Origin of the sequence: Saccharothrix sp. ST-888, from assembly GCF_000955975.1 — a bacterium.
Taxonomy (GTDB): Bacteria; Actinomycetota; Actinomycetes; order Streptomycetales; family Streptomycetaceae; genus Kitasatospora.
The window spans coordinates 42,510-48,919 of record NZ_JYJF01000048.1; the positions used below are offsets into that span (position 1 = coordinate 42,510).

General features: G+C 69.6%; 5 protein-coding genes and 1 tRNA gene. 2 read left to right on the forward strand and 4 right to left on the reverse strand.

All coding sequences use genetic code 11. The annotated features are described in order from the left end of the window. Positions 1-3: 3 nt before the first annotated feature. Entirely contained in the window at positions 4-438 is a 435-nt protein-coding gene (locus UK12_RS17145) for a thiol-disulfide oxidoreductase DCC family protein (RefSeq protein ID WP_231591254.1), read from the reverse strand. 273 nt (positions 439-711) lie between these two features. Here UK12_RS17145 and UK12_RS17150 point away from each other — a divergent pair, with 273 nt between their 5' ends. Beyond that, complete coding sequence (locus tag UK12_RS17150; protein WP_197084933.1) at positions 712-2,352, forward strand: hypothetical protein; 1,641 nt, start codon at positions 712-714, stop codon at positions 2,350-2,352. Between the two features lie 82 nt (positions 2,353-2,434). Here the strand turns inward: UK12_RS17150 and UK12_RS17155 are convergent, their stop codons facing one another. Both UK12_RS17155 and thrS read right to left on the reverse strand, forming a co-directional pair. Further along, complete coding sequence (locus tag UK12_RS17155; protein WP_197084934.1) at positions 2,435-2,983, reverse strand: HIT family protein; 549 nt, start codon at positions 2,981-2,983, stop codon at positions 2,435-2,437. Positions 2,984-3,142: 159 nt separating this feature from the next. Next, positions 3,143-5,071 carry a threonine--tRNA ligase gene (gene thrS, locus UK12_RS17160; protein ID WP_442973806.1) on the reverse strand — a complete coding sequence of 643 codons (1,929 nt, stop codon included), beginning with the start codon at positions 5,069-5,071 and terminating at the stop codon, positions 3,143-3,145. Positions 5,072-5,400: 329 nt separating this feature from the next. Here thrS and UK12_RS17165 point away from each other — a divergent pair, with 329 nt between their 5' ends. Continuing rightward, the gene (locus UK12_RS17165; RefSeq protein WP_045303870.1) at positions 5,401-6,174 is read left to right on the forward strand and encodes an exonuclease domain-containing protein; all 774 of its coding nucleotides are present in this window, start codon (positions 5,401-5,403) and stop codon (positions 6,172-6,174) included. 62 nt (positions 6,175-6,236) lie between these two features. Here UK12_RS17165 and UK12_RS17170 read toward each other — a convergent pair. After that, positions 6,237-6,308: transfer RNA gene (locus UK12_RS17170), tRNA-Val, on the reverse strand. Between the last annotated feature and the right edge of the window lie 102 nt (positions 6,309-6,410).

Genomic DNA, 6,410 nt, shown 5'->3' on the forward strand with positions numbered 1-6,410 from the left:
GGGCTACCCGCGGTGCGGGAGTGCGCAGGCCGGAGTCCCGCCCGGCAGCCGGTGCCGGTTCTTCGCGACCAGCCGGTACACCGCGGCCGCCAGCGGGCGGACCGGCGGCAGCGCCAGCAGCCCGCCCAGGTACGCCCAGGCCCCGCCCGAGCGCATCAGCAGCCGGGCCGCCGCCTGCGCCCCGCCGTACACCTGCCCGCCGGGCGTGACCCAGAGGATCTCCCGCTCGGCCCGCTCCCAGGTCACCAGGGACCGGCCACCGGCCCGCCTGTCCAGCGCCGGCAGGTCGGCGAACTGGAACGGCACCGCCTCCCACCCCCCGGAGGCCAGGCTCGCCCGCAGATAGCGCTCGGCCGCGTCCTTGCAGGTCGTGCAGAACGCACAGTCGCCGTCGAAGACGAGCACCGGGTCCACCGTCATCTCCTCAACCTCAGCCATACCCCGATCCTGCCCCACCGGGCCGCCGAACCCCCCACCGGGCTCGCTGCCGAAGCAGGACCGGGAGCAGGCCCAGGAGCAGGCCCGGGAGCAGGCCCGGGACAGCAACCGTGAGCACCACCGGAACCAGTGGGGTCAAAGCGGCCCGGAAGTGGGCACCATAGTGAGAGGTGCCACGCCTGGCGAGATGTGACAGCTGTTCAGACGATCATCCACGCGGCGGGGCGGCAGCACGGTAACCTGCGGCTGACAAGGGGAGGAGGGGGCACCGCCGTGACCAAGCTGGACATGACCCCGGGCGCGCAGATACCCCGCACGGACGTCGGACCGCAGACCGCAGTGACCCAACTGCTCTCCTCGGCGGCCTACCGCGACAGCGACTTCCACGAGCTCGGGGACAAGCTCGGGGTGACGGTCAAGGAGGGCAAGTTCGCCCTTTTCCGGCCAAGTCTCGGCGAGGCGTTCAGCCGCGCCCTGATCGACCGGACGCTGGGCGCCAAGCGCAACCCGCTGGTCCCCTCCTTCGGCACCGACACCCGCATGGTGGTCGAACACTGCCTCGCCGCCGAGGAACTGCGCGCCGTCAGGGACCGCAAGCTCACCCTGGTCACCCTGCTCAGCGGGCTGCTCTTCCTGCCGGGGGCGCTGCTCTGGCTGCTCGCCTTCCAGAGCCGGGCCTGGCTGAAGAAGCAGAATCCGGCCCGGGAGGGCTTCTTCGGCACCGTCGTGCTGCTGGTCGCCGCCGTGCTGGCCGGACTGTTCGTGCTGCGGCCGCCGCTGAGCGGGCTGTGGGCGGTGTACTTCCGGGTGATGATGGTGGCGCCCGTGCTCGGCTGGTTCGTCGCCAAGCGGATCTGCCTGCGCAGCACCGAGGACCTGCGGGCCCGTTGGGGAGCCCTGGTCGAGGGCAGCGCCATAGCCGCGACCGTCCCCAAGGCGGTCCCGCGCGACGACCTGGACAAGAAGGCCAGCACGCTCCGCGCCCAACTGGACCGGCTGACCGCCGAACAGGACACCAACATCCAGCACTACGCCGGTTCCAAGGGCATCCTCGGCGCCGGCATGCGCTGGGGCGTCTGGGAGATGGTCGAGGACCTGCGCCCGGCCGAGGGCCACGTCGACTTCCGCACCTTCCACCCCTGGGACCTCACCCGCCGGATCGCCGACCGGCTCGGCGGCCTCGGCCGCAGCGAGATCTCGGACGGCGCCATGCAGCACGTCGCCATCCGGCAGTGGGTGGTGGTGGACATCCCGGAGGGCGCCGACGAGATCGGCCGCCCGGGCGGCGCCGACATGGACGGCTACCGGATGCGGGACTTCGGCATCCAGACCATCGCCAACCGGCAGACCCTCGGCACCGACACCCGGCACCGGCTGGCCACTCAGATCGTGCTGCACAAGGGCCAGTTGGTGGCCACCACGGTGATCGGCGTCACCGTGCTCAGCAACACCCTGCGGGTCTCGGTGGCCGGCTACGCGCTCGGCCCGCTCAACGGGCTCTTCGGCGCCAAGCCGAAGCCCAAGGAGATGACCATCGCCAAGACGGGCAAGTTCTGGGAGGAGAAGACGGTCGTCCTGCCCGTCGTGGACAACGACGAGGTGGTCCGTCAGGCCGTCCGGGCGCCGTTCATGCGGATGCCCACCCTGCTCACCTGGCTGGGCGGCAAGATCGCCCTGCCGGAGCCGTTCTCGCTCCGCGCCTCCTGGGCCGACCGGACCTGGACCAGCCGTTTCAAGTCCGACGACGTGATCTACGGCGCCACCCCCGTGGTCAACGCCGTCCTGGCCGCCACCATCGAGTTCCTGGAGGAGCACGACATCGCCGTCGACCGCTTCTCCGGCCGCACGGGCATCGTCAAGGCCGAGATGCAGGGCGCCCGCCCGTTCAAGGCCGACGCCTACGACGCCGGCTGACCACCGTACGCAGGGCGAAGGGCCCGGACCGGAACCTCTCCGGTACGAGCCCTTCTCCCTGCCCGAACCGGGCCGGCCGGACTCAGTCCTGCGGCCAGACGTCGGCGAGCATCTTGCGGGTGTCCGCCAGCAGCTGCGGCAGCACCTTGGTGTGCCCCACCACGGGCATGAAGTTGGTGTCCCCGCCCCAGCGCGGCACCACGTGCTGGTGCAGGTGTGCGGCGATGCCCGCGCCCGCCGCCGCGCCCTGGTTCATCCCGATGTTGAAGCCGTGCGCCCCCGAGGCGGCGCGCAGCGCGGTCATCGCCCGCTTGGTGAAGTCGGCGAGTTCGGCCGTCTCCGCCTCGTCCAGGTCGGTGTAGTCGGCCACGTGCCGGTACGGGACGACCATCAAGTGCCCACCGTTGTACGGGTAGAGGTTGAGCACCGCGAACACGGCACGGCCCCGGGCGATGATCAGCCCGTCCTCGTCGCTCAGCGACGGGATCGAGCAGAACGGGCAACCGTCATCGGGAGCCGGTCCGGTGGGCTTGTTCTCGCCCTGGATGTATGCCATCCGATGGGGGGTCCACAGGCGCCGGAAACCGTCCGGTTCGCCGACGCCCTGCTGCAGTTCCGGCTCACTCGTCATGCTGATCAGCATATTCGCCCGGGCAACCCCGCAGAGCAGTACGGGGCAGACTCGTTCGAGTCCGCCCCGTACGATCCCCGCGAACGCGGGGACTACGGCATCTTCTACTTGTGCGCGTTCCGGATCTTCGGATCACCCCCGCTCACGCGGGGACCACGGTCACACCTGGATGCGGCGCTCCACGGCGTCCACGATCTCGGCGACGGCCTCGGCGACCGGGATCCCGTTCTTCTGCTCACCGTTGCGGTAGCGGAAGGAGACGGCACCGGCCTCGACGTCGTCGTTGCCCGCGATCAGCATGAACGGAATCTTGGCGCGCTGAGCGTTGCGGATCTTCTTCTGCATACGGTCGTCGGAGGAGTCCACCTCGACCCGGATCCCGCGCTTCTTCAGCTCGGCGGCGACCTCGCGCAGGTACGGCACGTGCTCGTCGGTGATCGGGATGCCGACCACGGTGACCGGGGCCAGCCACGGCGGCATGGCACCGGCGTAGTGCTCCAGCAGCACCGCGAAGAACCGCTCGATCGAGCCGAACAGCGCACGGTGGATCATGACCGGACGCTGGCGGTTGCCGTCCTGGCCCTGGAACTCCAGCTCGAAGCGCTGCGGCAGCTGGAAGTCGACCTGGATGGTCGACATCTGCCAGGTGCGCCCGATCGCGTCCTTGGCCTGCACCGAGATCTTCGGGCCGTAGAACGCCGCACCGGCCGGGTCGAGCACCAGCTCGAGGCCCTGCTTCTCGGCGGCGGCCCGCAGGGTCTCGGTGGCCTCCTCCCAGTCCTCGTCCGAACCGATGAACTTCTCCGGGTCCTTGGTGGAGAGCTCCAGGTAGAAGTCGTTCAGCCCGTAGTCGCGCAGCAGGTCCAGCACGAAGGTGAGCAGCGAGTCGAGCTCGTCGGCCATCTGCTCGCGGGTGCAGTAGATGTGCGCGTCGTCCTGGGTGAAGCCGCGGGCGCGGGTCAGACCGTGCACCACACCGGACTTCTCGTACCGATACACCGTGCCGAACTCGAAGAGCCGCAGCGGCAGTTCACGGTACGAGCGACCGCGCGAGCGGTAGATCAGGTTGTGCATCGGGCAGTTCATCGGCTTCAGGTAGTAGTCGATGTCGCCGTCGAGCTTCATGGGCGGGTACATGCCGTCGGCGTACCAGTCCAGGTGGCCGGAGAGCTCGAACAGGGTGCCCTTGGTGGCGTGCGGGGAGTAGACGAACTCGTAGTCCGCCTCCTCGTGGCGCTTGCGCGAGTAGTCCTCCATGACCCGGCGCATGATGCCGCCCTTGGGGTGGAAGACCGCGAGGCCGGAGCCGATCTCCTCCGGGATGGAGAAGAGGTCGAGCTCGCTGCCCAGCTTGCGGTGGTCGCGCTTGGCGGCCTCTTCGAGGAAGTCGAGGTGGGCCTTCAGTGCGTCCTTGGTCGGCCAGGCGGTGCCGTAGAGGCGCTGCAGCTGCGGGTTCTTCTCGCTGCCGCGCCAGTACGCGGCGGCCGAGCGCATGATCTTGAACGCCGGGATGTGCCGGGTGCTCGGCAGGTGCGGGCCGCGGCAGAGGTCGCCCCAGCACTGGTCGCCGGTCTTGGCGTCCAGGTTGTCGTAGATGGTCAGCTCGCCGGAGCCGACCTCGACGCTGGCGCCCTCACCGGCGGTGGCGGCGGAGCCCTTGAGACCGATCAGCTCCAGCTTGAACGGCTCGGCGGCCAGCTCCTCGCGGGCGGCCTCGTCGGTGACCACGCGGCGGGAGAACTTCTGGCCCCGCTTGATGATCTCCTGCATCTTCTTCTCGATGACCTTGAGGTCATCGGGGTGGAACGGCTTCTCGACGTCGAAGTCGTAGTAGAAGCCGTCCTTGATCGGCGGGCCGATCCCCAGCTTGGCCTCGGGGAAGAGCTCCTGCACGGCCTGCGCCATCACGTGCGCGGTCGAATGCCGCAGGATGTCCAGGCCGTCCTTGCTGCCGATCGCGACCGGCTCGACCTCCTCGCCGTCCTGGACGACGTACGCGAGGTCCTTGAGCTGGCCCGCGACCCGGGCGGCGATGATCGAGCGGTCGTCGGCGAAGAGATCGGCGGCCGTAGTGCCCGTGGTCACCACGCGCTCTTCCCGATCGGGTTCGCGGTTGATGATTACCCGGACTTCCGTCACCGGTCTCTCCTGACATCCCTGTGCCACAGCACTCTGCTGCGCGTGTCGATGGTACCGAGCCCGGCCACCCAACCGTGTCACCTATCTCCCCGTAACCGATCGCCACGCTCCGTAGCCGTTCGGCCACGTTCGCGAAGGAACCTTCCCGCAGCACGGCCACGGGCGATTGAGGAAGCGTCAACTGCGGTATCACCAGGGCAGAAACGCCGCCTTGCCCGGCGCGCCACTGGTCCTCGGTGGCGCGCCGGGCCGCGCCCAGTGGCACCTGAGGGGCAGTCATGCAGCATTCTCAGCGCTGGTACGAGGGGCCGCTCGCCTCTTTCGACACCGAGACCACCGGCGTGGACGTGGAGACCGATCGCATCGTCTCCGCCGCCCTGGTGCTCCAACCCGCCCCCGGCACCGCCGCGCAGGCCGTGACCTGGCTCACCGACCCCGGCATACCGATCCCCGACGGCGCCCGCGCGATCCACGGGATATCCGACGAGCAGGTCCGCACCCACGGCCGTCCACCGCGTACGGTCGTCGCCGAGATCGCCCGCGCCCTGGGCGAACAGGCCAGAGCCGGCATCCCGCTCGTGGTGATGAACGCCCCCTACGACCTGACCCTGCTCGACCGCGAACTGCGCCGCCACCGCGAGGTCTCGCTGACCGACTCCCTGGGCGACACCGAACTGCTGGTGCTCGACCCCCGGGTCCTGGACCGGTACGTGGACCGCTACCGCAAGGGCCGCCGCACCCTCACCGACCTCTGCGCCCACTACGGCGTCACCCTGCACGGCGCCCACGACGCCACCGCCGACGCCACCGCCGCGCTGGATGTCGTACGCGCCCTCGGTGTTCGGTACGCCAGCCCACTGGGAACGCTCTCCGCCGCCGAACTGCATCTGCGCCAGCGGACCTGGCACGCGGCACAGGCCCGCGGTTTGCAGAACTGGTTCGACCGCGCGGGCAGCACCGAACGCGTGGACTTCCACTGGCCGCTGCGTCCGGCCCGCTGCGGTTGCGGCCGCCGCCTCTCGCCGGACCACCGCTGCGAAGCAGCGGCCTGAGTGCCCGGGAACGACTCAGGCCCTGACCGAACTAACGGTCAGGGCCTGAGTGTTGACCTCGGTGGGCGATACTGGGATCGAACCAGTGACCCCTTCGGTGTGAACGAAGTGCTCTCCCGCTGAGCTAATCGCCCGTGGCAACAAGAAGAACTCTAGCACTACTTGGCTCCGACTGCGCAATCCGGGTCCGCGCAGCCTCCCCCGACGACTCCCCAGTTCGCTCCCGCCACACGGAT